This is a genomic window from Synechococcus sp. CS-205, assembly GCF_025128255.1.
In the GTDB taxonomy this organism is placed as follows: Bacteria; Cyanobacteriota; Cyanobacteriia; order PCC-6307; family Cyanobiaceae; genus Regnicoccus_A.
Window position 1 is genome coordinate 19,235 of the sequence record NZ_JAHLZB010000052.1, and the last position, 23,639, is coordinate 42,873.

The following is a 23,639-nucleotide window of genomic DNA, read 5'->3' on the forward strand; positions in this document are numbered from 1 at the left end:
CCAGGCACAATCTGCGGGTCAGACACCAACCCCATTGAGCACCCCCCAGGCACTGCAGACCTTCGCTGACTGGGTGGCCACGATCCGGGGTGATGAGGCCAGCGAAGCCCAGACCTACGTGAACCGGCTGCTGCAGGCATGGGGCTGGGCCGATGCGGTGGAGGCGGGCACATTTTTCGAGAAGCCCATCCCCAAGGGCAGCCTGGCTGGAGGCATGGGCAAGGCCGATGCGCTAATCGAGGGAACGCGGGCCACGGTGCTGGTGGAGATGAAGAGCAGGGGCAGGCCCCTAGAGCGCGACTTCCCTCAGCTGCAGCGCTACTGGATCTATCTCACGCCGAAGCCTGCCTATGCGCTGCTCTGCAACTTCGATCAGATCTGGGTCTACGACTTCAACCAGCTGGTAGATGAGCCGTTGGTGCGGCTCCAGGTGGCGGACCTGGCCAGCCAGTCGGCGTCGCTGGCGTTCCTGAGCAAGAGCGAGCAGCCGGTGCACTTCGGCCTCAATCAGATCGCCGTCACCGAGGCCCAGGCCCGCAGCATGGGGGAGTTGCTCGCTCGGCTGCGCAAACGGGGCGAGAAGAGCGGAGCGTTCACTGCCCTGGAGGCCCAGCGCTTCGTGCTGCAGTGCGTGCTCTGCATGTTCGCGGAAGACCGAGGCCTGTTGCCGAATCTGCAGTTCACCGTGGCACTCGATGCCTGCCAGAGCGGCCAGAACAGCTATGACGTGCTCGGCAACCTATTCACCGAGATGAACACGGCCGGGGTGACACCAGGCGGCCAGTTCAAGGGCACGCCCTATTTCAACGGCGGCCTGTTCGCCCAGATCCCACGACTAGAGCTTCAATCAGCCGATCTGGATCTGCTCAGCGCCAGTGCCAATGAGAACTGGAAGCAGGTGCGGCCCAGCATCTTTGGCAACATCTTCGAGGCCAGTAGCGACCCGAAGACCCGCCACGCCCATGGCCAGCACTTCACCAGCGAGGTGGACATGCTGCAGATCATCCGCCCCACGATCGTGGAACCCTGGGAGGAGCGGATAGCCCAGGCGAAAACCATCGCCGAACTGGAGACCCTGCGCTATCAGCTCACCCAGTACCGGGTCTGCGATCCGGCTTGCGGTTCCGGCAACTTCCTCTACATGGGCTACAACGCCGTCAAGGATCTGGAGGCGTCGATCCTGCAGCGCATCGCCGAGCGGCGCAGTTCAGAGACCAAGAAGGATCAGGCTGTGCTGGGGCTGGTGACACCGCTGCAGTTCTTCGGCATCGACACCAGCCCGTTTGCGGTGGAGCTGGCAAGGGTGACGCTGATGATCGCCCGCAAGGTGGCCAACGACCGGCTGGGGCTCACAGAACGGGATCTACCACTCGACAACCTCGACGCCAACATCAGGGTGGCAGATGCGCTCTTTACGCCGTGGCCAGAGGCGGATGCCTACGTGGGGAACCCGCCGTTTCTGGGTGGGAAGCACATGCGGCTCAACCTTGGGGATGAGTACGTGGATCAGGTTTTCAAGAGGTTCCCTGAGGTGCGCGACAGCGTGGACTTCTGCACCTACTGGTTCCGGCTGGCCCACGACAACCTCAAGCCCGACGGCCGGGCCGGACTGGTTGCCACCAACTCGATTCGCCATGGCAAGAGCCGCCGGGCATCGCTCGATTACATCCGCGACAATGGCGGCCACATCCATGCGGCGATCTCAACTCAGCCATGGTCCGGGGAGGCCAACGTGCACGTGAGCATCGTGAACTGGATCCACGATGCTGCTGGCGGGTACCGGCTCGATGGCGAGGAAGTCACCACCATCAACACGAGCCTGCGCTCAACCGTGGATGTCAGCGAGGCCAAGAAATTGAATGCCAACAAAGGCTACTGCTTTCAGGGTGTCATCCCCGTGGGCAAGGGCTTCAACGTTGACCCTGCGACAGCGGCGGAGTGGTTGGCGGCTGATCCAAGGAACGCCGAGGTGGTTAAGCCGTTCTCGATGGGCACCAACCTGGCGAAGCGTCCTTTGGGGCAGCCCGACCGGTGGATCATCGACTTCGGTGATCGCCCGCTTGAAGAGATCGAGGCCTACCCCTCCCCGTTCCGGCAAGTGGTGGATCAGGTTCGGGCCGAGAGACAGTCGAACCGGGAACAGGTGATGCGCGAAAAGTGGTGGCGATTCAAGCGGACCAATGCCGCGATGAGAGAAGCGCTGGCGCCTCTTGACTCATTCTTCGCCGTGCCCCGGGTTTCCAAGTGGGCTGTTTTCATTCCATGCGATAAGGATTGGCTGCCAGGAGATTTGAACGTAGTGCTCGCCAGCGATGATTTCTTTGTCCTTGGGCTGGTCACATCGTCAGTTCACCGGCTTTGGATGCACGCACAGAAGAGCACCCTCGAAGACAGAACTCGCTACACCCATGACACGATCTTCGAGACCTTCCCCTTCCCCCAGCACATTGCCCCAGAGCTGGTGCAGCAGATCCGCCAGGCGATGACCACCCTCAACGACTACCGCAACGAGGTGATGGTGGCGAGGAACTGGGGCATCACCGATCTCTACAACGCCTACTTCAACGAACCCGCCAGCCAGCTCGCCAAGCTCCATCAGAAGCTCGATGCCCTGGTGCTCAAGGCCTACGGCTGGATGGCCAGCGAAGACATCCTCAGCAACCTCCTGGACCTCAACCTGGAGCTGGCAGAGCGCGAGGCGGCCGGCGAGAAGGTAGTAGGGCCGTGGGCGCCAGACTAGGGCGAAGCGTGCGCGAGGGTGGCCTATCAATAGGTTCTTCCTGCGAGGTTCACTGTCTGCGGGTCAGCGAGCCGCAGATTCTTTGTAGCGTCTGGGATTCTCTGAAGTTGAATTAACAGTGGCAGCAAGGGTTTTCAGTGTGGCGGCACGGAGAATCGAGCGGGGTTTTCTCTATCTTGCGAGTTTTTCTGATCGGGCCAAAGTAGCGTTAAGCTCAAGAACAACCGCTTAACGCTTGCATGAACCTGCGCGAATACGCCCAGCACCGCAAGGATCGGGGGCTGGCTGGAACGACGCATGTTGCTGTGTACTACGCCGCCACAAAAGGCCGATTGCCCACCAGCGCAAAGAAAGTAGGGGGCGGCTGGGAGATTGACGCTGAGATTGCCGATCAGGAGTGGGAGCTGAACAAGCGCAATCCTGTGATGAGGGTGAGCGCGGCAGGAGGAATGACCATGGTGGAGGGTCCGAAGCTGGCGGCAGATCTGCCCGGCGGGATTCCGAATCTTGTGCGTGCTGAGAGTGAGAAGCGGCGTGCAGAGGCTGACCTAAAGATTATGCAAGTCAAACTCCGCCAGGGGCAGCTGATCGAAGCCAGCAAGATTCGCCCGCTTATTTTCCAACGTCACAGGCAGTTTCGTGATGCAGTGCAGAACATACCCGTTCGCGTGGTGGACTCGATTGCTGCCATTATCGGGGATCTGGACACAGACCAACGCCATAAGATCCGCACCCTTGTTTCAACCGAGTGCCGAAGGGTGCTGGAGGATTTAGCCAAGAACCCGATTCTGGAGCCCCCGGCTGTTGACTCGGCGCCAGCTGCAGCTGGCTGAGGAGCAGGGAGTCAGCACCGCCGCGCTGAGCAAGAGGATGCTCGAAGCCCGAGCCCAGCTGTGGGCGCTGGCTGAGGTTGATGCTGTGATGGCCGCCTACTAAACCACGTTGCTCTATTGCGAGCTGGGGCAACCTGGCGGCGGTGGATGAGAGCGCCCCGGCCAACCTGGCGATGCTGGCACTCATCGCGGTGGGCTTATGATGGCGCTTATATCTCTCCGCCGTGCCGATGGACGTTCTTGAACCGATCAGCTTCGCGGTATCTGAACCGATGCTCGAAGAGATCAAACGCCTTGCTGCAGAACGGGGCTGCAACCGCTCCGAAATCCTGCGCGTGCTGGTGGCCGAGGGGATGGGCGCCATCGGTGGCGAGCCAAACAGCGCCAGCTTGCTGGTGTCTGGTGGGCTCAGGCTGGTGGGCCAGCACCTGGAGCAGGCCTGCCGCCACTTCGAGCAGATCGAGGGCCGGCTGGCCCCGGCAGCGCCAAGCCTGGCCCCGAGCGGCGCCTACTGGGCACCGACTGGGGAGCACCGGCCCGATCCTGAGGCCCTGGCCCCACCTGCTGTGATCGCAGAACAGGGCGGCATCCTGCTGATCGGCCTGGGCGGCACGCTGGTGGTCAATGCCGCCGATGAGCGGCTGGCGCTGTTGTCCGCTGAAGACAACGAAACAATGGCGGCGGAGCCGCTGCCCCTGCCGACCCTGGCCCGGCTGGCGGCGGCGGTGCCCACCTGCCTGATCCGGTTGGCTGAGGCTGAAGGACCATCGCTGGCCAGCTGCCGGGGCTGCGGGCTGCAGCTCGAACGGCCCGGTGATGGGTCGCTGATCGTGAGGCTCGGCGCCGTGCAGACGGTGATCGACGTGACGACCGGCTGGCAATTCTCGGCGGAGGTGGCGGGGCTGCTGAGCCGCCGGCTGGCTGGCCGGACCGATCAGCTGCTGCGGCTGGAGTCGGCGCTGGCTGCTTCGGGCCAGGGGGTGGGGCGATGACAGCCACCCCCGCCGCCGTTCCGCTCCACCGCTCAGCGTTCAGCAAGCCGAAGACCGTCAACGAAGCGGCCCGTTCTGTGACGTTGGTGATCGCAACCGATGACCCGGTGGACGGTATCAGCCTGGCCTGCAATCGCAGCGCCGTGAAGCTACCTGATGCCCCCGTTCCCATTCTGCTGGACCATACAAACACAACCGACAGAATGTGCGGCAGATTATCAGATCTCCGCTTCGAGTCTGGCCAAGTTGTTGGCACTGCGGTGATGAAAGATGCACCGGCTGCTGATACCGGATGGGCTTTAGTTCGCAGCGGTTGCGCAACGTCAGTTGGTGCAACTTACCTCGCTTCAGACCTTGAGCGTACCGGCCAGTTTGCTACAGCTAAGCGGTGGACCTTGCGCAGTATTGCGTTAGTCCCCCAGGGCCAAGATACCCGAACACTTGCTAGATCCGCCATGGACAACTCTGCTCCCGTTGATTCCACTGCTTCCCTCCCCGTGACGATTTCACCTGCAGCACCTGAGCCAATGGCCACCGCTACCGCTCCAGATCTCACCCTTCGGCTGGAACGGGCCGAGAGAGCAGAGAGGATCTACAAAATGTGCGGCGAGGCCAGAGTTCCTGCTGGTGCTGCGCAACAGTTTGTTGACAGCGATTTAAGTTACTCGCAAGTCGTCAACGAAGTGCTGCGCAGCCAGCAGCCAGTGGCGCCAAGCCTTGAGCAGCTGAGCCACTACCGCCAGGCACCCGCCAGCAGCGGTGGGCTGGCGGATGTGCTGACCGCAAAGCTCCAGGGCTCCAAAGATGCCGCCGGTCAGATTCCACTCAGCCGCGCAATCGAAAGCTGGAATCAGCAGCGCGGCATCTTTGATCCCTCCCCCGGCGGCAGCCCCATTCGCGTGATCGAGCGGGCCTGGTCAACTTCGGACTTCTCCAGCCTGCTGCTCAGCAGCGCCGAGCGTACTTTGCAGAATGGCTACGAGTCAGCACCGCAAGGCGTGAGAGCGTTAGCACGAGTGCGGCAACTTTCTGACTTCCGCGCTGTCCAGGAACTGCGAGTGTCGCAGTTCGGTGATCTGGCCGAGAAACTCGAAGGCGGAGAATACACCGGTGGTACGCTCGAAGATGAGGATGCCGCCACCCTGCAGGCGGGAGAGTTTGGCCGGTTGGTGACGCTGACCCGTCGCGCTGTGATCAACGACGACCTGGACGCCTTCGGCAGACTGCTGGCTGAAATGGGTAAAGCTGCTGCCAGAAGTGAAGCGGTTGCATTAGCAGCTCAGCTGGGCAACATTAGCTGGGGCCCTGGTAACTCCACCACCGCTACCGGAGTATTCCCCGCAATCGAGGCGGCAACACTAAAGCTACGGCGGCAGGTTGATGCTAACGGGATTCCCGTTAGTTTCGAGCCTCGATTGTTGCTAGTGGCACCAGAACAGGAAGCTCAAGCCAAGCAGATGCTCGGAGAATATGCTCCCGCTAAATACAGTGATGTGATGCCATTCTCGGTTGCGTTGGAAGTTGACGCACAACTTACCGGCGGCGTCTGCTATGTGGCCGACACCAACTACCAGCCGTTGCTGCTAGGCACCATCGGGAGCCCGGTTGTAACGCAGGAGGAGGACTTCGATTCTGGCAACCGGAAGTTCAGGATTCAGCATGACTTCGGGACTGCAATCAGTGATGAGCGGTCCATCTGTCAGGTAACAATCAGTGCCGAGTGAGCCTAACGCTGAAGCATAAAAAACCCGCCGGGCGTTGACCACAGCCGGCGGGTTATTCCCTTTGCACCGATAAAACCATGAAGCGCATCGATCTTACTAGCCACAGCTCCAACAGGCCACCGCCGAAGGTCAGCGCCATCTCCAAGCAGCTGGCCACCACCGCGCCCGGAATGGGAGTGGGCTTCAACTATTCCAACGGCGCTTCGATCCTGGTCACGCTCGCGCCGCTGCTGGCGGGACGTGGCGCGAAGCTGGCCGGCAGCGGCACCACGAGCCGCAGCATCCGCAGGGGCGCTGAGCGGCAGCGCCGCCGTGATCGTGCTCGAAGCGGCCCGTGATGGGGCTGGCGTGCCACTGAAGCCGAGGCCCTCGAAGCCCTGAAAAGGGAAACGGCCCGACCGCGAGGCCGAGCCGTTGAACCCTTAAAACCTTCCAGATCCCACCCGCCCTGGAAAGCACGGGATCTGGCTCAACCCATAACCCGAACGGATCAATGGATTTTGTTGAACCAAGCCTACAGCGAACTGGAGAACCTGATGGTTGCAGCGATGGTCGCCGCAATCCAAAGGTATCACCGATGGGCGACGATGGGCCACCTTCCCCCATCGTCAGCCATCAAGCCCCGGCCGCAGCTGCGCCTGGCCAGGCCGGCCGGGCCATCGACTGGGGCGAAGTTGTCCGCTTCCTGCAGCTGATCGGCCGGCCCGGCGCCACCGACGGGGAGATTGTCTTCGCCGTCTACCCACCCGGCGGTAAGGGCACCCGGCACTACAACGTCCCCAGCCTGCGGACCCTCCCCAAGGAGCAAAAGCAGATCCAGGACCGCCTGAGAGCAGAACCCACCCACAGCCTGGGCGTGATCATCAACGCCCCCGCACCCCTGCCCCAGAGCTGGGGCTCTCTGCCAGAGCACTACCACTGGGACGGCGGACCGCTCAAGGCATGGGGCGCACAGAACCATCACATCGCCCGATTCGTTGGTGGTTACAGCGAGTGTGATGGCGGCTTGCCCATTGATGACCAGCTGGCACTGCCGGCCCGAGCGGGCCTGCCGCCCCCGTCGCTGATCATCTTTACCGGCGGCAAGAGCATCCACTTCTACTGGCTGCTCCGCCAGGGGGAACTGCTCACCGATCACAAGATTGCCCGGCGCCTGCAGAAAGCACTGGCCGCCGCAATCGAGCACGTCTGCCCTGAAGCCGGCGTCGATAAGGGGATCAGCTCCGCCAGCCACGTCATGCGCTGCCCCGGTGGCTACCACCCGAAGACAGGCCAGAGCACACGCATCCTGGTGGACGACGGCCCCCGCTACAGCGCCGCCGATCTGCTGAATCTGACCGAGTGGATCGAAGACAAGACGGGGACAAAGCCCCAGCCGCCGCGTGAGCCACGGCCGCCAGCTGCCCCGGTTGAGTTCACCGCTGACGCTTCAGATCGCAACCCGAACGCAGCCACATGGTTTGAGCGTTGCGGCCGGCTGGAGCAGCTGGGACTGGCCGCTTCGATGCTGCAGACCATCCCCCCGCGTGGTGCTGCTGGCAGCGGCACCTACAACGACGCCCTGGCCGCTGTGGCTGCCCTGGCCGGGCACTTCGGCGCCGATGGCGCCTTGCATGTGATCGACCTGGCCGGCTGGGATGATCCCGCCGCCGCTGCTGATTGGGACACCGCCGACAAGGTGGCCGATCTGGCCGCCAGCAGCCGCACCGGTATCGGTGCCCTGATCAAAGCCGCCCGTGCCCGTGGCTGGGAGCATCCCCATGCTGATCAGATCGAGCAGGCCAAGGCCGGGCAACCATCCGCCAATGGCACCGCCCCGCCTGCAGTTGCTGACCCTGACGACCTGCCGCCTGCCCCCACACCTGAACGCCTGGCGGAGATCGAGCAGGAGATCGCCGCCCTGGAGCACGACGCCGAAGCGGCCGAAGCAGCAGCGCCAGATCGTGAAAGCGTACTACTTGCCATTGCGGATCTTTCCGTCAAGTGGGACGAAGACCCCGATCAAGTTGAGGCCATAGCTGATACCATCGGGCACTACTTAGCGGCATCCGAAGATTGGGGCCAGCTGATACCACTACGCGATCGCCTATGCGCCGCTGCTAAAGGCGCACCGAAAAAGCATCTTCAGGAGAAGATCCAGCACGCTTGCATCAATCATCGCGCTGCGTTGCACTCCCATGGAGCGCAGATAGCAGTGCTGATCGCTGAACGTGATGCACGCCAGCTCGCCATTCAGCAACGCGAGAGGCAGCGCGAGCAGCAGCACGAGCAGCAGGCAGCAGCAGAGCGCAAGCAACGCCTGCTGAAGCAGGCGGCGGGCATGGAGCCCCTGAAGGGGCTGCTCTCTCTCCTGCCATCAGGCTGGGGCTCAAACGAGGAAGGGGAGACCACGCGAACAGGGCTCAACGGTGGCGCGGTCGCCGCACTCGTTAATGAACATGCCCATGGCTTGGTCCGGTTCAATGACCTAACCCGGCGGATCGAGTTCTACAACAAGCCAATCAATGAAGATTGCGGCTCTACGTTCTACATCAAAGTTCAAGGGCACGGCTACTCCGTAAGCAGCCAACACACAACCGACGGTATTCTTGACGTCGCCTATGACAACCGCTACCACCCGGTTCGTGAATACCTGGACACGGTGGCTGCTGAGGGGGACATCAACCCCGTTGATCTAGATACCCTCGCCACCACCTACCTAGGCACGAAGGACCAGCTCTACGACAAGATGCTGCGCAAGGCATTAATCGGTGCCGTTGCCCGTGTCTATGACCCCGGCTGTCAGTTCGACTTTGTTTGTGTCCTGAAAGGTAAGCAAGGGATCAGGAAGTCTTCCTTCTGGAAGGTGCTCGCATCCCACCCTTGGTTCAACTGCACGACGCCCGACGATGACAAGGATCTGATCCTGAACATCCACTCCTGCTGGATCTTCGAGCTGGGGGAGCTGGAGACCATCACCAGCAAGCGTGAAGTAGGGCAGCTCCGAAACCTGATCACAACCGCAACTGACAACATCCGCGTGCCCTATGGCAAGACCACAGCGCCCTACCCCCGCTGCAGCATCCTTGTGGGCAGCGTCAATGGTGACGCCTTCCTCAGGGACGACGAAGGCAGCCGCCGCTTCGGTGTGATCGAGTGCCCGCAGGACTTTGACCGGGGCGAGCAGATCGACCTGGAGGCGGTCCACCGTGATCGAGAGGCGATCTGGAAGGCAGCGGTGCTGGCCTACCGCAATGGGGAGCTGCCCTGTCTGGATCATGCCGACCAGATCGAGAGCAACCGCAGGAACAGCCGCTACGAGCAGGAGCACCCCTGGACCGCGCAGCTGGACGCATGGGCCAGGCGCCAGGGCACGGAGCCCTTCACCACCGCCGAGGCACTGGCCGGCGCCGATTGCCGTGCCCGTGATCAGATCGACCGGCGCCATGAGATGGAGGCGGCCGCCGTCCTGAAAAAGCTCGGCTGCCCCCGCGAGCGGTACCCGTCGCGAGCTGCAGGCGGCAGGGCACGGCGGTGGTTGGCCCCGGCACAACCGGCACAACCTGGCACAACCTCAGAACGCGAGGTTGCGCCGGGGCAAACGGCAGTGGTAGACAGCGATCCTGCCCCCCTGGCACAACCGGCACAACCTTTTTTGGTTGTAGAGAAGGGGGTGACAGGAGGTGAGAAAGAGCCCCAGCTAGGAGGGGATGTGCGTGTATGTGGTGGAGCATCGGGAACTTCTGCGCCTGAGGTTGTGCCACCCCCCCTGGCGTGCCCAGAACCGCTGTCCTGCAATGGCGCTGCCCCGGCACAACCTCAGCCGCCGGAGGTTGTGCCGGGGGGCGCTATTGCGACCGGTTCGCAACAACCGCCGGAGTGGCTGCCGGTGCTCCAGCAGGTGGCCACCGCCTACCCGGACGACACCGCCGCCGAGCTGAGCGATCGGCTCTGGAGTGGCTACCGGATCGAGACCACGGAGCAGGAGGTGACGCGCGCTCTGGCCGCCCTGCCGCCGGCCACTACCAACGGGCGAACGGCAGGCCATCGCCCCTATCCATCCGTTCGGGTCACTACAAGGAAGGTCCGGCCTTCGATCTGCCGATCGCCCTGGGGCTGCTGCTGGCTTCGGCTCAGCTGCCACCGGAGCGGATGGAGGGAATCTGGAGCTCCGGCGAGCTGGGCCTTGATGGCAGCCTGCGGCCAGTGCGGGGGGTGATGACCCTGGCCCTGGCCGCCAGGCGCGGCGGTGCCCGGGCTCTGGTGGTCCCCCAGGCCAATGCCGCCGAGGCCGCCCTGGTTTCGGGCCTGGCGGTCTGGCCCGCCAGCGACCTGGCGCAGGTGCTGGACTGGCTGGCCGATCCGCAGGCCGTTCCGGCCCCCACCCCCGCCCGGGCCCGGATGGGGGCTGCACCGCCCGACCTCGCCGACGTGATCGGCCAGGCCCACGGGCGCCGGGCCCTGGAGATCGCCGCAGCGGGAGGACACCATCTGCTGCTGGTGGGTCCCCCGGGCAGCGGCAAGACCATGCTGGCGCGGCGACTGCCGGGTCTGCTGCCCCCCCTGCCCAGGCACCAGGCTCTGGAGCTCACCCAGCTCTATTCCGTGGCCGGACTGCTGCCGGAGGGCGGTGCCCTGATCGGTTCAAGGCCATTCCGCGCCCCCCACCACAGCTGCACGGCCGCCGCCCTGGTGGGGGGCGGTGCAACGCCGAGGCCCGGGGAGCTGTCGCTGGCCCACCACGGGGTGCTCTTCCTCGATGAGCTGGCGGAATTCCGCCGCGAGGTGCTCGAGCAGCTGCGTCAACCCCTGGAGGAGGGAGAGGTGTGGATCAGCCGTACACGCCAGCAGAGCCGCTTTCCCTGCCGCACGGCCCTTGTGGCAGCCACGAACCCCTGCCCCTGCGGCTGGTTCGGCGACCCTGAACGAGCCTGTGCCTGCAGCGAGGCTCAGCAACGGCGGTACTGGTCACGGTTGTCGGGGCCCTTGCTGGATCGCCTGGATCTTCAGGTGGTGATGGACCGCCTCGACCCCGGCGCGCTTGCCCGCAGTTACAACCCGGGGGCTGGGGCTGAAGCCATGGCCCAGGAACCGCCCGAGAACACGGCGCTGGTGGCGGACCGGGTGCAGCAGGCCCGGAGGAGGATGAGCCGGCGGAATCCCGGAGGGAGGCCCAACAGCCAGCTATCAAGTGGAAGCCTGAGGCGTCTGATCGAACTCGGCCCAGACATCCTACGGCTCTGGCAACAGGCCATGGCCCAGCGGGGCCTGAGTGCCCGTGCCGGGGAGCGTGTGCTGCGGGTGGCCCTGACGCTGGCGGATCTGGAGGGCACCACCACGGTGTGCGCCCAGCATCTTGGAGAGGCCCTCTCCTACCGATCGTTCGACCAGATCAGCAGGGAACCGGTGCTCGATCAGGCGGAACGGCGAGCCTGATCAGCGGCGACGACGGCGCTGCTGGGCCTTGCGCTTGTACTTTTCGGTGGGCGTCTCGTGGTGACGGAGGCGCTTGAGGTCAGCGAAGATGCCGGCTTTCGACACCTGCCGCTTGAAGCGGCGCAGGGCCGATTCGATGCCTTCGTTTTCGCCGACGGTGACCTGGGTCATGAACCACGCAGTTGGGCAAGTTGGATGTCAATGTAGCAATCGGCTCAGCAGGGCCTGATCAGGGCGTGGGCTTGATGCTGGGGAGGGCCAGAGGCTGATCCATGGCTTCCGGGGCCGAGGCCGCCGGGACTGTGCTCTCCGGGACTGTGGCCTCCGGAACAACCCCTTCGGCGGCCTCGGGCGCCACCAGTTCAGGCTGGCCGATCTCCTGACCCGGCCAGGTCTCCCGGTAGAGGTAGATGTGACCCAGGGCGCGGTCGCCGAAGTACCGGCGCATCAGCCTCCAGCCCGGCTCCGGCACGAACTGCAGGAACCCATCGCTGTGACCCTGGGTGCGGGCCACCACCACCTCAGGGCCTGCCTGGTTGCGGCCTGGAGCCGCGAGCAGGATGTTGTCGGTTCCCTGGCGCACCACACTGAGGCGGTACACGGTGCCCAGATCACTGCCACCCACCCGCAGGGAGTAGCCGTTGGCATCCATGTAGCGCGAGCAGATCCCGGTGAAATTGAAGCTGCCCAGCAAGGGCTCCACCCGGGACGGTGCCGCGCCGCTGGTGGAAAAGCAGGGGCGGCGATCGGTGACCTGCTCGTAGATGTTCAGCTGGGCACGCAGGCCATCGCCGATCGGAGCGGCCACCAGCACGAACTTCGACTGGTCCAGCTCCCGGGCCTGGAAGAGGGACCCCTGGGCCGCAACAGGCCTGCCCATGGCCAGACCCAGCAGGGCCGTCAGAGCCGGCGCCAGAGCAGCCAGCGTCCGCAGCAGGATCGGAGGGCGCGCAACGCGCATCGGTGAACGGTGCAAGGTGAGCCCGATCGTAGAAGTGGGATCGGAGGATGCCAGGGGCGTTCAGCTGGCCTTGTTGAGACGAATTGCGACCAACAGGCTGATCACCGTGCCGGGCAGGCAGGCCGCCAGGATCAGTCGGGTTGTGAGAACCCCCAGATCAGGCTCGCCATAGGAGAGCTCGAAGACGGAACCCGTGGCGGCGATGCCGAGCAGGCAGGCCAGCGCCAGAAAGACCCCGGCGAGGGGTTGCATGGGCATGGAGCGATCAGCGCAGGGATTGGACGTCGTCACGGCGGAAGCCGTGTTCCTTCAGCTCCTCATTGAGGCTGAGTTCATCACCGACCCGATCCACGAACAGCACACCCTTGAGATGGTCCATCTCGTGAAGGATGCAGCGCGCAAGCAGACCATCAGCCTTGATGCGCCGGGGGCGCCCATGTTCGTCGCGGAAACTCACCTCGGCCTGGCTGGGACGGACCACCGAGAGGTAGACCCCGGGGATGCTCAGGCAGCCTTCTTCGTAGGTGTCGAGGGAAGCGCTGACCGAGCCGAGTTCGGGATTCACCAGCACCAGTGGCGGTGTGGCCGGATTTTCGGGATCGAGATCGATCACCAGCAGCTGCTTGTGGACCCCCACCTGGGGGGCGGCCAGGCCGATGCCACGGGCGGTGTACATGCTGCGCAGCATGTCGCGGGCCAGCTCCCGCACCGATTCATCCACTTTGCTGATGCGTTTGGCGGGCTGCCGCAACACCTGATCCCCGAGGGTGTGGATCGTCAGTGGGGGTGCCTCGAGCACCTCCTTGGGGACCTGGACAGCCCGGGTGGTCTGCTCCGCCTGGCGGGCCATTTTGGCGAAGCTGCTGGCCAAAGCGTCACCTGAAACGATGGGGACATTGTAGGAGTCGCCGGTGGGGCAGGGGTTGGTGCAGGGGTCAGGCGCCCGGCCGAGCCAGCCACTGGCGGCCTCGGAGGTGGTGGGACGCAAGCCCCGGATCAAGGAACCCCAGCTGCACCGAGGGCGTCTGTTCTGGATGGAGCAACGCCCCGCCGAGCAGGGGCGTACCACCTTGATGCTGAAACCATCGCCGGAGGCTGAGCCGATCGAGCTCACCCCCGGCACCTGGAACCTGCGCAGCCGCGTGCATGAGTACGGCGGCGGCGTGGTGGCGATCGGTTCCGGGGCTGGGGGGGCCAGCGCGGACGAGCCGGTGGTGGTTGTGGTGAACGACCGCGACCGCTGCCTCTGGCGGCTGGAGACCGGCCCGCGGGCTTCCTACCCTGTGCGGCTCACCGAGCCGGGCGCCCGGGCCTTCGCCGATGGCCTGATCGACGAGCGGCACCAGCGCTGGATCGGCGTGATGGAGAGCGATGGAACTGATCGGCTGGTGACCGTCGCCCTGGCGGGGGGGGAACCGCAGCTGCTGCGACAGCCCCTCGACTTCTGCGGGTATGCCGTGCTCAGCCCCGACGGGGGCCGGCTGGCCTGGGTGGAGTGGCAGCAGCCGCACATGCCCTGGGACCGCAGCCAGCTGTGGCTGGCCGACGTGGAGCCCGGAGGAGACCTGGGCCCGGCACAGCTGATCGCCGGCTCAGGGGCGCCCGGGCAGCCATCGGCGTGCTCGATCTTCCAGCCCCTGTGGCTCCCGAACGGAGATCTGGTGGTGGCCAACGATCGCCATGGCTGGTGGAATCTGGAGCTGCTGGAGGCCAGTGGCCAGGAACCCTGGCAGCGGTTGCTGCCGATGGAAGCGGAGTTCGCCATGCCGCAGTGGGTGTACGGGATGCGCACCACCGCCTGGGATGGCCGCCAGCTGGTGGCGGCCGCCTGCGTGCAGGGCAGCTGGCAGCTGGGCCGGGTGGTGCTCAATCCTGCAGAAGATCCGGACGGTGGTGCGGGGGTGGCCCCCGCGCGCTGGGAGCCGATCTCCTGCCCCTTCGATGATCTCGAGGGGCTCAGGGCCGAAGACGGCCAGCTGGTGGCCGTGGCCGGCAACGGCACCACGGCAGCGGGTCTGCTGACCCTCGAGCTGGCCAGTGGCCGCTGGCGGCACCAGACGGCGGCCGACCTGGCGGGAGCGCTCCCTCGGGCCCAGCCGGCGACCTGGGCGACGCCGGCCGAGGCGCTCTGGTTCGAGGGTCACGGTGGCCGGCCCACCCACGCCTGGTATCACCCCCCCAGCGGAGGCGCTCACCCCGCCGCACCTCTGCTGGTGAAGGGTCACAGCGGACCCACCGGCATGGCTCGCACCGGCCTCAACCCGGTGAACCAGTACTGGACCAGCCGCGGCTGGGGCGTGGTGGATGTGAACTACGGCGGCTCCACTGGCTTCGGGCGGGCCTACCGGGAACGGCTCGACGGGCTCTGGGGTGTGGTGGATGTAGCCGACTGCGCCGCCGCGGCCCGCGCCCTGGTGGCTGCGGGACTGGCCAGCGCAGAGCGGATCGCGATCGAAGGGGGCAGCGCCGGTGGTTTCACCGTGCTGGCGGCCCTCTGCTTCAGCAACGGGTTCCGTGCGGGTGCCTGCCGCTACGCCGTGGCCGACCTCTCAGGCCTGGCCAGCAGCAGTCACCGTTTCGAAGCTCGCTACCTCGATGGCCTGGTGGGCCCGTGGCCGGCCGATCGGGCCACCTACGAAGCCCGATCCCCCCTGCGCCATGCCGATCGGATCCGCTGCCCCGTGATCTTCTTTCAGGGTCTCCAGGACAAGGTGGTGCCACCGGAGCAGACCGAGGGGATCGTGGCGGCACTCGCCGCCAACCGGGTTCCGGTGGAGCTGCATCGATTTGCCGCTGAAGGTCACGGATTCCGCAGCGGTTCCGTGCAGATTGAGGTCCTGGAGGCCACTGAAGCCTTCTTCAGGAAGCACCTCGCCCTCTGATGCCCTTCATTCCAGGCAGCGTCAGGATTCTGGTGGAGGCCGTCGAGACGCCGGCGGTGGCTCTGGTGGCCCTCGGCCTGGTGCTGGTGGTGGGCCGGAGCCTCGGTGATGTGCTGGGGCTGCGCCACTGGGGCATTCCTGAGGCGTTGCTGGCCGGGGTGCTGGGCCTGCTGGTGGCGCCGGCGGGGCTGGTGCCCCTGCTCAGCCAACCCGTGATCGACATCTGGAACCAGCTGCCGATGGTGCTGCTGACGCTGGTGTTCGCCACCCTGTTGCTGGCCAAGCCGCTGCCACGGCTGGCCGGCCTCTGGCGGCCGCTTTCAGCCCAGGTCCTGCTGGCCCTCACCCTCGCCTTCGGCCAGTACATGGTGGGGGGGCTGGTGGTGCTGGTGGTGCTGCAGCCGTTGCTGGGAGTCCATCCGCTGATGGCCTGCCTGATCGAGGTGGCCTACGAAGGGGGTCACGGCTCCGCCGCCGCCATGGGCAACAGTTACGCCAGCCTGGGCTTTGATGGCGGCCAGGCCCTGGGTCTGGCCATGGCCACCGTGGGGCTGCTCACCTCCACGGTGGTGGGGGGCCTGGTGGTGCTCCTGGCCCGCAACCGGGGCTGGCTGCTGGGGGGCTCCACGGTTGCCTCGGGGGTGGAGAACCCCCCTGAGCCGGAGCCCGGGCCCGCACCCGAGCCTGAGCAGGCATTCGCCGCCCAGGCCCTGCTCCCGCTGCCGCCTCCGCCGGAGCTGAGGGTCTCGGCCCTGGCCCTGAACCTGGCCCTGACGGGGCTGGCGGTGGCGATCGGTGTGGTGGCCCTGGCGGGCCTGCATCTGGTGGCCGGGCACGTGGGCGGTGGACTGGCCATGGTGATCGATGTGTTCCCGGTGTTCCCCCTGGCCCTGGTGGGATCGCTGCTGGTGCGCTGGCTGCTGGAGAGGCTCGGCAAGGACCACTGGGTCTCGACCCGGGTGCAGAACCGCCTGGGCACGGTGTCGGCCGATCTGCTGATCACGGCGGCCACGGCCTGCCTCGATCTCACCCTCCTGGCCCACGACTGGATGTCACTCACGGCCCTGGCCATGGCCGGCCTGGCCTGGAACCTTGGGGTGCTGTTGCTGCTGGCGCCGCGCATCCTTCCCTCAGCCTGGTTCGAGCGGGCGATCATCGAGTTCGGCCAGGCCACGGGAGTGGCGGCCAGCGGGTTGCTGCTGCTGCGCATGGCCGACCCCCTCGATCGCAGCGAGGCTCTGCAGCCGTTCTCGATCAAGCAACTGCTGCTGCAACCGGTCCTGGCCGGCGGGGTGATCACCGTGGTGGCGCCGCTGGCGGTGAGCAGCTGGGGCCTGCCGGCCTGGACGGGGCTCTGCCTGACGCTGGTGCTGCTGTGGGGAGGCCTGGGCCTGGCCCTGATGGCGGGGGCTCGCGAAGCCGCCTGAGGCCTTCAGCGCACCATGGCCGCCACGTTGCCCCCATCCACGGTCAGCACCGCGCCGGTGGTGCGCTCCAGCAGGGCCAGGGCCACGAAGGCTTCGGCCACGTCGGTGGCCCGCACTTCCTCCCCCAGCAGGTTGCCGGCCATGTAGGTGGCCTCGCTCACGCCCCGGGCGGCCGAGCGCTCCCGGATCATGCCGGCGTCGAGCAGGCCCGAGCGGATGCGATCGGCATTGATGGCGTTGGCGCGCACCCCTTCACCGCCGCCCTCCAGGGCGTACTGGCGCATCAGGGCCAGAAGGGCCGCCTTGGCGATGCCGTAGGCACCGAAGCCGGGGCCGGGATTGAGCGCCTGCTTGCTCACGTTGAAGAGCAACTGGCCGCCCATGCCCTGGGCTCGGAAGATGGCCATCGCCGCCTGGGCGACGCTCTGGTGGGCGAAGAGGTTGAGCTCGAAGCTGGCGCGCAGGTCGGCGTCGCTGAGCTCGGCGATGGCACCGCTCCAGGCGGCGCCGGCATTGCTGACCACGATGTCGAGCCCACCGAAGTGGGCGGCCACGGCCGCCAGCGCCTGGCGCACCGCCTGGGGGTCGGTGAGGTCACAGGCCAGGCCCAGGGCGCACCGACCGCAGCTGGCCGCCACGGCCAGGGCCTCCTCCTCCTGCCGATCAAGCACAGCCACATCGGCGCCGCGCCGGGCAAAGGCGCGGGCGGTGGCGGCACCGATGGCGCCGGCGCCGCCGGTCACCAGCACCACCCGGCGGGCCAGGGGAAGCTCCTTGGCCTGGCCAAGCTTGGCCTGCTCCAGGCTCCAGTACTCCATGTCGAAGGTGTCGTCCTCCCCCACCGGCTGGAAGCGGCCGAGGGCCTCCGCCGCCAGCAGGGTGCGGGCCCAGGCCTCGGCGATGTCGGCGGTGACGGCGGCGTCCTGGGCGGAGCGGCCCAGGCCCACCAGCCCCAGACCGGGCAGCGCCAGCACCCGCGGCAGGGGATCCAGCGGCGTGCGCCCGCCACCGACCCGTCCGTTCTGACGGGCCACGTAGGCCTTGTAGTCGTCGACGAAGGCCGCCAGCGCCGCGGCCGCGGCCTCCGTCCAGGGGGCCAGATCGCCGCAGGCGGGGGACAGCACCAGGGGCTGGGCCTTGGTGCGGATCACGTGGTCGGGGGTGGCCACACCGCGGCTGGCCCAGTCGAGAAGGCGCTGATCATTGACCACCGCCAGGGCGGGAGCTGAATCCCGGAGATCGAGCAGCCAGCGGCCAGGGGCCGCCTCGGCATCGGCGGCCCGGCTGAGCAACCCGCGCAGCACCGGCAGCACTGCCGCCGCGGGGATGGGGGGCTCCGGCATGGGCTGCGGCAGGGGCTGGCCGCTCACCCGGGTCAGACACGCCTCGGCCTGCCCCACCAGCGCCAGCATCCGCCCGTAGCTCTGCTCGGCCGTGGCACCGAAGGAGAACAGCCCGTGCTGCAGCAGCACCATGCCTTCGAGCTCCACCCCAGCGGCCCTGGCCCGCTGCTCGGCCGCCTCATAGGCCTCAGCAGCAGCCTTGGCCAGGGCGAAGCCGGGCATCACATAGGGAACGAGGGCGACACGATCGCCATAGACCTCACGGCAGAGCGCTTCAGCGCCGGGCTGATCGGCCAGGGCCAGCAGGGCGATCGAGTGGGTGTGATCGACGAACTTGTGGGGCAGGAAGGCATGGAGCAGGGCCTCCACCGAAGGGTTGGGGGCAGCGGGATCGATCAGGTTGCGGCGCTGGGCCGCCACCATGTCTTCATCGCTGAGGCGCTCGAGAACCCGCAGGGCCTGCAGGGGTTCGAGGCGCACGGCCGGGTGGCCAGGGGGCTCGATCGTGGCCAGGTCCCAGCCGCTGCCTTTGACGCAGAGCACCGGGATGGTCTCCCCCAGCAGCCCCGTGACCGTGGTTTTGACCGACGTGTTGCCACCCCCATGCAGCACCAGATCGGGGTCGGCACCGAGCAGACGGGCGCTGTAGGTGCGCAGGGCCAGGTCCTCGCTGACCCCCTCAGCGCCGTAGCGGGCCACAGCGGCCTCGGCCTCGGCCTGCGACCAACGGTTCTGACTCGGCATCCGGCGGTTGGGCGTCACGTGGCCAGGAGGCTAGGGAAGGGTGATCCGGTCGGAACCGTGCCAGCATCAAGCCCATTGAACCGGCACCAGCCGCCACGGCGATGGAGCGATCCAGCAGGTCGAGGCCAATGCCGCCGCGGCGTCGCCCCCGCCGCCGCCGCCAGGCACGGGCGCTGGGCGGGGGCGTCAAGACAGGCCTGGCCCCGGGCACGATGGTGTTCGTGGGCGAGCGCAAGTGCGTGCGCGCCCGGGTCGACATCCTGGATTACAACGCCGATCGCCTGAGCGAAGCCCAGGACGTGGAGGTGAGCCAGTGCTTCGATCAGGCCCTCTCAGACACCAGCGTGACCTGGATCAACGTCAATGGGATCCATGACGTGGCGCTGATCGAAACCCTCGGCAGGCACTTCGGCCTGCACCCGATGACGCTGGAGGACCTGGTGAACACCAACCAGCGCCCCAAGGTTGAGGAGTTTCCCCACTACCTGCTGATCGCGATGAAGATGATGGAGTTCGACGGCGAGAGCCAGTCGATCACCATCGAGCACCTGAGCCTGATCGTGGGCGAGCATGTGGTGCTCTCCTTCCTGGAAGAAGAGGGAGATGTGTTCAACTCCATGCGTCAGCGCCTGAGGGCGGGGAAGGGGCGGATCCGCCAGCTGACGACCGACTACCTGGCCTACGCCCTGATGGACACGGTGGTGGACCACTACTTCCTGGCGATCGAGCAGATCGGTGATCACATCGAAGCCATCGACGACAAGATCCTCGAGGATCCGAGCCCGGGCAACATCCAGGAGATCCATTATCTCAAGCGCGACGTACTCGGCATGCGCAAGGCGGCCTGGCCCTGTCGCGAAGTGATCAGCACCATTGAGAAGGGGGAATCGAGGGTGCTCACCGCCGGTACCAGGGTGTACTGGCGCGACCTCTACGACCACTGCATCCAGGTGATCGACATGCTGGAAACCTACCGGGACCTCCTGGGAGGCATCCACGACACCTACCTCTCCAGCCTGAGCAACCGCATGAACGAGGTGATGAAAACCCCCACGATCATGTCCTCGATCTTCATCCCCCTCACATTCATCGCAGGGGTGTATGGCATGAACTTCGAGAACATGCCAGGGCTGCGTTGGCGGCTCGGCTATCAGTTAACCCTGGCCTTGATGGGCCTGATCGGGGTGGGGCTGGCGATTTACTTCCGCCGCCGGCGCTGGCTCTGAGCCATTCGCCACTCGCCCGTAGAGGCGCTGCAGGCCTGCCTCGGTGGCGGGGGCCACACCCCGCTCGGTGATCAGAGCGCTCACCAGCCGCGCCGGGGTGACGTCAAAGGCGGGGTTGAAGCCGGCACTCCCCTCCGGCGGGAGCTGCACCGTGGCGATCTCTCCTGAAGCCGAACCCCCTGCAACCAGCCCCTGGATGTGGGTCACCTCAGTGGCGCTGCGGGCCTCGATCGGGATCTCCGCCAGCCCATCGCAGAGGCTCCAGTCGATGGTGGAGGCGGGCAGGGCCACATAAAAGGGCACGCCGTTGTCGTGGGCGGCGAGAGCCTTGAGGTAGGTGCCGATCTTGTTGCAGACATCCCCTGAGCGGGTAGTGCGGTCGGTGCCCACGATCACGGCATCCACCAGGCCGTGCTGCATCAGGTGACCGCCTGCATTGTCGACGATCACGGTGTGGGGCACCCCCTCACGACCCAGCTCGAACGCGGTGAGGCTGGCACCCTGGTTGCGCGGGCGGGTTTCATCCACCCAGACGTGAATGGGCAGGCCGGCGCGGTGGGCCTTGTAGATCGGTGCCAGGGCCGTGCCCCAGTCGACGGTGGCCAACCAGCCGGCGTTGCAGTGGGTGAGCACGTTCAGGGGCTGCCCCTGACGCTCGCTGGGCCGCGCAGCCGCCAGCTGCTGGAACAGCATCAGGCCGTGGTCGCCGATCGCCGCGCACATCGCCACGTCGTCTTCGGCGATGGCCGCAGCCTCCACGGCAGCCGCCTCCGCCCGCTCGACCAGCGGCAGCGCCGCCACCCGATCGCGCACCCGCTCGAGGGCCCAGCGCAGGTTGATGGCGGTGGGGCGGGTGGCGTTGAGCTGCTCAAAGGCCGCTGCGAGCGAGGCATCACCCGGATCCGCCTGCAGGGCCAGCATCAGGCCATAGGCCCCGGTGACACCGATCAGGGGCGCCCCGCGCACCACCATCGTGGCGATGGCCTCCGCGGCCTCATCCAGGGTGGCGAGCGATCGGGTGCTCAAACGGTGGGGCAGCAGGGTCTGATCGATCACCCCCACCGAGCGTCCGCCCTCCTCCAGCCAGATCGTGCGCCAGGCCTTGCCATCGATGTTCATCGGCTGCAGGAGGCAATCGGAAGCGACGTCATGTTGACAAACGACCTGGATGAAGGACGGTTGCCGGATCCCAGTCGTCGGGACCGATCACGAAGAGCAGGTCGCCCACCAGCAGCGGCGTGTGTCCGTGGGGGTGAGCCAGGGGCTCCCCAGCGCGGGTGATCGCCAGGATCGTGACGTTGTGGTCGGCGCGCAGGCCGCAGCTGGCGATGGTGTGACCCACCAGTGGGGAGCGTTCACCCAGGCGCAGGGAGTGGGTGGTGAGGTGGGGCACCGCCACGCGCAGATCGCTCACGGCGGTGGCCTCCGGGGAGAGGCCTCGGGCCATCTGGCGCCAGTCGCCTCGGACATCGCCGATCAGGCGCTGGATCTCCTCGCGGGGCACGAGCATGCGCGACAGCACTCTGGAGAACACCTCGATCGACACCTCCAGTTCATCGGCGATCACCTCATCGGCCCCAAGAGCCAGCAGGGTTTCCACCTCACGCAGGTAGCGGCTGCGCACGAGGATGTAGGCGTCGGGGGCAAAGCGGCGCGCCAGTTCCACGATGCGCCGCGCACCGGCCGGATCATCGATCACCACCACAATGGCGCGGGCCTGATCCGCGTTCACCAGGGAAAGGATCGGCTCCTGGCTGGCATCGCCGTAGTGAATCGGCTCGCCGGCATGGAAGGCATCACGCACGATCGCGGCATTCACATCCAGCACCGCATAGGGGATGTTGCAGCGGCGGGCCGTACGGGCCAGGTTGGAGCCTGTGACCCCGAAGCCCACAATCAGGATGTGGCCGCTGAGGGCTGTGGAGGTGCCTGAGGTGTCGGGGGCAAGGCTGCGGCGCTCAAGTCGCCGCAGGGGCGTGGTGGCCAGCCAGGCGGCGAGCCGTGGACCGCTGGCCACCAGCGCCGGGGTGAGCATCATGCTGAGCACCGCCACATCGAGCACGGTCTGGAAGATGTCGGGTCCAAGCAGACCGGTGCTGACGCCCGCCTTGGTGGCCACGAGGGAGAATTCACCCACCTGAGCGAGTGCCAGGCCGGTGAGCACCGAGCCACGCAGGGGCAAGCCCACCACCAGGGCCGACCAGGCCGCCACCAGGGGTTTGATCACCACCACCGCCAATGTGAGCAGCAGCAACGCCAGTGGGTGGGCCAGCATGAACTGGATGTCGAGCAGCATGCCGATCGACACGAAGAACAGACTCATCAAGACGTCACGGAAGGGCAGCATCACCGCCACCGCTTGGTGGGAATACTCCGATTCCGAGAGGATGAAACCGGCCAGGAAAGCGCCCAGCGCCAACGACAGCCCCAGCGACTGGGTCATCACCGCGATGCCCACGCAAAGGCTGAACACACCGAGAAGAAAGGCCTCCGAACTCCGGGTGCGGGTGATGCGCTCCAGCAACCAGGGCACGATCCAGCGCCAGGCCAGCCACGCGACCAGCGCCACCAGAGCGATCCGTCCCAACAGCGCCGCGATTGCACCGACCCCCGAACTCGCCCCGACGCCTGCCAGCAAGGGGGCCATCAGCATCACCGGGACCACCCCCACGTCCTGATAAATGAGGATCGCCAGAGTGGTGCGCCCATGGGGCGTTTCCAGTTCGGCCCGCTCCTGCAGCATGCGCAAGACGATGGCGGTGCTGGAGAGGGCCACCACGAAGCCCACGTACACCCCCTGACCCGTCGACAGACCCAGCCCCCAACAGATCACCCCCACCAAGGCGGCGGTGCCGAAGAACTGCAGCGAGCCGCCGATCAGAAAGTGACGACGCAAGCGCGCCACATCCGCCAGGGAGATCTCCAGTCCGATCACAAACAGCAGCAGCACCACACCGATCTCGGCCAGCAGCTCGATCTCGTGCACGTTCTGCACCAGCCGAAAGAGGTCAGGCCCGGCCAGAACGCCAGCGAGGAGCAGACCGATCGAACTGGGGATGTTGAAGCGGTGGCAGAGCACCGCCGCCATGGCCGACATCGTGAAGATCACGACAATGTCGAGCAGCAGCGTGGTCATGGCAGTGACTCCAGGGCAAGGATCAACGGGGCCACCTTCAGAGTGTCTCCCTTCCGCTCAAGGCTCTGCTCAGAACACAGGGCCGCCTGAAAGTCCGTCCAGCTTGCCCTTGGCGCCCCTGCCGCGGCCTGGTTTGCTCGCGGGACCAGCCCCTCCGCAATGCCCCAGACCGCTGCTCCCGCTGTTGATTTCAGCGCCGATGCCGACCTGATCAGC

17 protein-coding genes are annotated in these 23,639 nt (G+C 66.2%); 10 read left to right on the top strand and 7 right to left on the bottom strand.

Annotation, left to right across the window (positions count from 1 at the left end; genetic code table 11):
- The first annotated feature begins 34 nt into the window (after window positions 1-34).
- From KQ297_RS12515 to KQ297_RS12545, 7 genes are all read left to right on the top strand, one after another.
- Entirely contained in the window at window positions 35-2,740 is a 2,706-nt protein-coding gene (locus KQ297_RS12515; protein ID WP_259739709.1) for a DNA methyltransferase, read from the top strand.
- Between the two features lie 239 nt (window positions 2,741-2,979).
- On the top strand, window positions 2,980-3,573 hold the full coding sequence (locus KQ297_RS12520; protein ID WP_259739710.1) for a hypothetical protein: 594 nt from the start codon (window positions 2,980-2,982) through the stop codon (window positions 3,571-3,573).
- Between the two features lie 230 nt (window positions 3,574-3,803).
- Entirely contained in the window at window positions 3,804-4,565 is a 762-nt protein-coding gene (locus KQ297_RS12525; RefSeq protein WP_259739711.1) for a ribbon-helix-helix domain-containing protein, read from the top strand.
- On the top strand, window positions 4,562-6,289 hold the full coding sequence (locus tag KQ297_RS12530; RefSeq protein WP_259739712.1) for a hypothetical protein: 1,728 nt from the start codon (window positions 4,562-4,564) through the stop codon (window positions 6,287-6,289). Before KQ297_RS12525 ends, KQ297_RS12530 begins: the two co-directional genes overlap by 4 nt.
- A gap of 77 nt (window positions 6,290-6,366) precedes the next feature.
- A complete protein-coding gene (locus KQ297_RS12535) occupies window positions 6,367-6,627 on the top strand; it encodes a hypothetical protein (protein ID WP_259739713.1) in 261 nt (86 codons plus the stop codon).
- Window positions 6,628-6,866: 239 nt separating this feature from the next.
- Window positions 6,867-10,487 carry a VapE domain-containing protein gene (locus KQ297_RS12540; RefSeq protein WP_259739714.1) on the top strand — a complete coding sequence of 1,207 codons (3,621 nt, stop codon included), beginning with the start codon at window positions 6,867-6,869 and terminating at the stop codon, window positions 10,485-10,487.
- A complete protein-coding gene (locus KQ297_RS12545) occupies window positions 10,391-11,704 on the top strand; it encodes a YifB family Mg chelatase-like AAA ATPase (protein ID WP_259739724.1) in 1,314 nt (437 codons plus the stop codon). Before KQ297_RS12540 ends, KQ297_RS12545 begins: the two co-directional genes overlap by 97 nt.
- On the opposite strand, the gene rpsU is transcribed toward KQ297_RS12545, so the two are convergent.
- The 4 genes from rpsU to def are packed head-to-tail and all read right to left on the bottom strand — an operon-like array spanning window position 11,705 to window position 13,536.
- Window positions 11,705-11,875 (bottom strand): 30S ribosomal protein S21, encoded by a 171-nt coding sequence (gene rpsU, locus KQ297_RS12550; protein ID WP_006172073.1) that lies wholly within the window; start codon window positions 11,873-11,875, stop codon window positions 11,705-11,707.
- A 58-nt stretch (window positions 11,876-11,933) separates the two neighbouring features.
- On the bottom strand, window positions 11,934-12,665 hold the full coding sequence (locus tag KQ297_RS12555; protein ID WP_259739715.1) for a DUF3747 domain-containing protein: 732 nt from the start codon (window positions 12,663-12,665) through the stop codon (window positions 11,934-11,936).
- Window positions 12,666-12,725: 60 nt separating this feature from the next.
- The gene (locus KQ297_RS12560) at window positions 12,726-12,923 is read right to left on the bottom strand and encodes a hypothetical protein (protein ID WP_259739716.1); all 198 of its coding nucleotides are present in this window, start codon (window positions 12,921-12,923) and stop codon (window positions 12,726-12,728) included.
- A 7-nt stretch (window positions 12,924-12,930) separates the two neighbouring features.
- Window positions 12,931-13,536 carry a peptide deformylase gene (gene def, locus KQ297_RS12565; RefSeq protein WP_185466801.1) on the bottom strand — a complete coding sequence of 202 codons (606 nt, stop codon included), beginning with the start codon at window positions 13,534-13,536 and terminating at the stop codon, window positions 12,931-12,933.
- A 163-nt stretch (window positions 13,537-13,699) separates the two neighbouring features.
- Here def and KQ297_RS12570 point away from each other — a divergent pair, with 163 nt between their 5' ends.
- Together KQ297_RS12570 and KQ297_RS12575 are read left to right on the top strand one after the other, a co-directional pair.
- Window positions 13,700-15,547: a prolyl oligopeptidase family serine peptidase gene (locus tag KQ297_RS12570; protein ID WP_259739725.1), complete on the top strand. Its 1,848-nt coding sequence runs from the start codon at window positions 13,700-13,702 to the stop codon at window positions 15,545-15,547.
- On the top strand, window positions 15,547-16,974 hold the full coding sequence (locus KQ297_RS12575) for a sodium/glutamate symporter (RefSeq protein WP_259739717.1): 1,428 nt from the start codon (window positions 15,547-15,549) through the stop codon (window positions 16,972-16,974). Before KQ297_RS12570 ends, KQ297_RS12575 begins: the two co-directional genes overlap by 1 nt.
- 5 nt (window positions 16,975-16,979) lie before the next feature.
- On the opposite strand, the gene KQ297_RS12580 is transcribed toward KQ297_RS12575, so the two are convergent.
- On the bottom strand, window positions 16,980-19,061 hold the full coding sequence (locus tag KQ297_RS12580; RefSeq protein ID WP_259739718.1) for a bifunctional aldolase/short-chain dehydrogenase: 2,082 nt from the start codon (window positions 19,059-19,061) through the stop codon (window positions 16,980-16,982).
- Between the two features lie 128 nt (window positions 19,062-19,189).
- Here KQ297_RS12580 and corA point away from each other — a divergent pair, with 128 nt between their 5' ends.
- Window positions 19,190-20,287 carry a magnesium/cobalt transporter CorA gene (gene corA, locus KQ297_RS12585; RefSeq protein ID WP_259739719.1) on the top strand — a complete coding sequence of 366 codons (1,098 nt, stop codon included), beginning with the start codon at window positions 19,190-19,192 and terminating at the stop codon, window positions 20,285-20,287.
- Here the strand turns inward: corA and mtnA are convergent.
- On the bottom strand, window positions 20,216-21,406 hold the full coding sequence (mtnA, locus tag KQ297_RS12590; RefSeq protein ID WP_259739720.1) for an S-methyl-5-thioribose-1-phosphate isomerase: 1,191 nt from the start codon (window positions 21,404-21,406) through the stop codon (window positions 20,216-20,218). The genes corA and mtnA overlap by 72 nt on opposite strands.
- A gap of 28 nt (window positions 21,407-21,434) precedes the next feature.
- Complete coding sequence (locus tag KQ297_RS12595) at window positions 21,435-23,423, bottom strand: monovalent cation:proton antiporter family protein (protein WP_259739721.1); 1,989 nt, start codon at window positions 23,421-23,423, stop codon at window positions 21,435-21,437.
- Between the last annotated feature and the right edge of the window lie 216 nt (window positions 23,424-23,639).